Annotated in this window: 2 protein-coding genes; both read right to left on the reverse strand. The window is 58.5% G+C overall.

Features of this window, described 5'->3' with window-relative positions; translation table 11 throughout:
* Nucleotides 1-2,250, reverse strand: a 2,250-nt coding sequence (locus Q0510_RS07405) for a SusC/RagA family TonB-linked outer membrane protein (protein ID WP_298709667.1), incomplete at its 3' end; no start/stop codon positions are given.
* A gap of 153 nt (nucleotides 2,251-2,403) precedes the next feature.
* Nucleotides 2,404-3,009, reverse strand: a 606-nt coding sequence (locus Q0510_RS07410; RefSeq protein WP_298709669.1) for a glycoside hydrolase domain-containing protein, incomplete at its 5' end; no start/stop codon positions are given.

Here is a 3,009-nt window from a genome sequence, read left to right on the forward strand (position 1 = left end):
GAAACCCTGCACGCGGTCGCTGTTGAGGTTTTCCTCCGGCAGCGTTCCGCCGAACGTATTGGGCAGGCTCACATTCCTCCGCGCCAGCAACCCCGTCCTGTTGCGGCGGTACACGTCGAACTCGAGGGTGAATTTATTCTGGAACAACCCGAGGTCGATGCCGATGTTGAGGATTTTGGAAGTAAACCAGGTCAGCCTTTCGTTGGTGATCCCCGGCGAAGAAGCGCCGCTCGTCAGCGTTCCGTTGGCAAACTCATACGATCCGCCGCCCTCTGTCGAAAAACCGGCGATGTACTGGAACGGCGCACCCGCGTCTTCCCCCACCGAACCATACGAAGCGTCCAGCTTCAGGTTCGATACCACCGGCAATGCACGCTGTATAAAAGGCTCTTCCGACAGGCGCCATCCGCCCGTCACTACCGGGAAGAAGCCCCAGCGGCGGTCGGGATGGTAACGGTAAGAGCCGTCTTCGCGGAACGCGAACTCTACAATGTACTTGCGTTTATAATCGTAAGACAGCCGCCCGATGTACGACAGGTTGGCGAATTGGTTTTCCATCCCGGAGTTCTCCTGCCGGGCGCGGCCTGCCCGGTCGATCTGGTCGTTGGTATAGAAATCATAATAACGGCGCAGCCATGCGTCCCGCCCCCAGAACTGCTGCTGTTCCACTACGAACGTTGCCGCTACGTTGTGGTCCGCCGCGAAAGTGCGCGCATAATTGGCCTGGCCCTGCAGCGTAACGCGGTTGCCGTTGCCGTAGTTGTTGGAAATGGACCCGTTGCCGTCGCGCTGGCGCTCTTTCAGGTACTGGCCGTTCACGTATTTATACAGGTCGTATGTTTTGCTGAGGTCTTTGTTGCCGTAGCTGGTCATATCGTACGCCGCCACCCCGCGCAGGCTCAGCCCTTCCACGAAGGGAACGGTGTAGGTGAGCGATCCTGTGGCCTGCACGTTGCGGGTCACGCTTTCGTTGTAGCCGGTTATATCGCGCTGGCTGAGGATCACCGGGTTCTGGTTGCTGGGCGCCACCACGCTGGGGTACTCCGGGTTGTTGTTGGCGTACACGCGGTCGGTAGGCAGCGAAACGCGGGTGCCTTTGAAGATGTTGAAGAAGTTCTCGCCCGGCACCGTCCGGTTGTCGTACCGCCCCGCGATGAGCAGTTCGGCCTTCAGGTTGCGGTGCAGCATGGTGGTGATGTTGGAGCGGAGGTTGAAACGCTTGTACCACATGTCGTTGCTGCGCAGCAGGGAGTTTTCGTCGGCATAACCGAAGCTGAAGAAGTACTGCGTTTTTTCATTCCCGCCGGAGGCCGACAGGTTATGCTGTTGCTGCATGGCGGTGTTCTTCATGGCTGCGGCGTACCAGTCGGTGCTTTCGTAACCGGGCTCCGCGTTGATCCATTTCTGGAGCTCGTCTTTCGGCAGGAAAGGCGTACCGAGACTGAAAATATCCGCTTCATTGCGCATCTGCATCCATTCTCCCGCGTTGGCCATGCGCGGCACGTCGGTAGGTTTCATCACACCTACCACGCCGGCGTAGTTGAAGTTCGCCTTGCCGGAAGCGCCTTTCTTGGTCGTAACGATCACCACACCGTTTGCTGCGCGCAAACCATAGATCGCCGCGGAAGCGTCTTTGAGGAAGCTCACGCTTTCGATATCGTCCGGGTTGAGGCGCTGGAATTCGCTGGCGCCGTCGCGGGCGATCCCGTCGATCACGAAGAGCGGCGTACCGAAGCCGCGGATGTTGATCATGTTGTTGAAAGTGCCCGGCTCACCGCCCAGCTGGCGGATCTGGAGGCCGGCCACCTTGCCCTGGAGCTTCTGGGCAAGGCTGATGTTGGTCGTGGTCTGGATTTCCTTGCCGGTGATGTTGCTCACCGCGCCGGTCACCACTTCTTTTCTTTTCGTACCATAACCCACCACCACCACGCCGGCGAGCTGTTCTTCGGTGGAAGTAAGCGCCACGTCGATGGTGGTCCTGGTACCGATCGTTTCGGTAACGCTCACCATACCCAGGAACGCGAACGTCAGCTGGGAGGCGTTGGCAGGTACCTGGATGAGGTATTCGCCGCGGGCATCGGTGGTTACGCCGTGCCTTTTGCCGGCAGCGTCGGTCGTGTAAACGCTAACGCCCGGCAGCGGAGTGCCGTCTTTGCTTTCCCTTACCTTCCCGCTGATCGCTCTTTGCTGGGCGACCAGGTACACGGGCAATAGGAAAAGCAGCATCAGTAGTAAATGGATTTTCTTCATAACGTAAATGTTTTCATGCTGTTCATTTGGAAAGGATGATAAGTGTGCATACCGGTTGCCGGACGTGCGGCCGGGACCGGCTCATGGTGGAAACGTGTTCGCATAGCGCATAAGGGAATGTTGATCTTGGTTAATAAATAGTTCGGAATATCATTATTCTGCGCCCGGCTTCTTGTTCGGCAGCGGCCCCATCTCGAGCTCCAGGTGCCCGCCGGCCATCAGGTCGGCATGCGTGAAGCTCAGTTTGGACATGCGTTTGCCGTTGAAGCGCGCGCTTTGGATATATTTGTTGACGGTGGAATTCTTTGGTGCCGACACCCGGAACGTTTTCCCGTTCTGCAAGCGGATCGCTACGCTGCTGAACACCGGGCTGGTGATGGTATACTCCGGGATGCCGGGTGTTACGGGATAGAAACCCATGCTGGCGAATACGACAAACGCCGACATGCCGCCGCCGTCCTCATCACCCGGGATGCCGAAGATGTTGTCGGCAAACCAGGTGTCCAGCAGGAAGCGGGTGCGCTTCTGCGTTTTCCAGGGCGAGGCGGTGAAATTGTAGAGGAATGGAATATGAAAACTCGGTTCGTTGCCCATGGAGAACTGCCCCACGAGCCCCGTGGCATCGGGGAATTTGCTCCAGAATTCGTACTTCGAACGGTCGAGGCCTTCGCGGAACAGCTGGTCGAGGCGCGCCTCGAACGCCGCCTGGCCGCCGTTGAGCGCGATGCTCGCGGCTCGGTTCACATTGGCCAGGAACCG

It is taken from the genome of uncultured Chitinophaga sp., from assembly GCF_937874145.1.
GTDB lineage: Bacteria > Bacteroidota > Bacteroidia > Chitinophagales > Chitinophagaceae > Chitinophaga.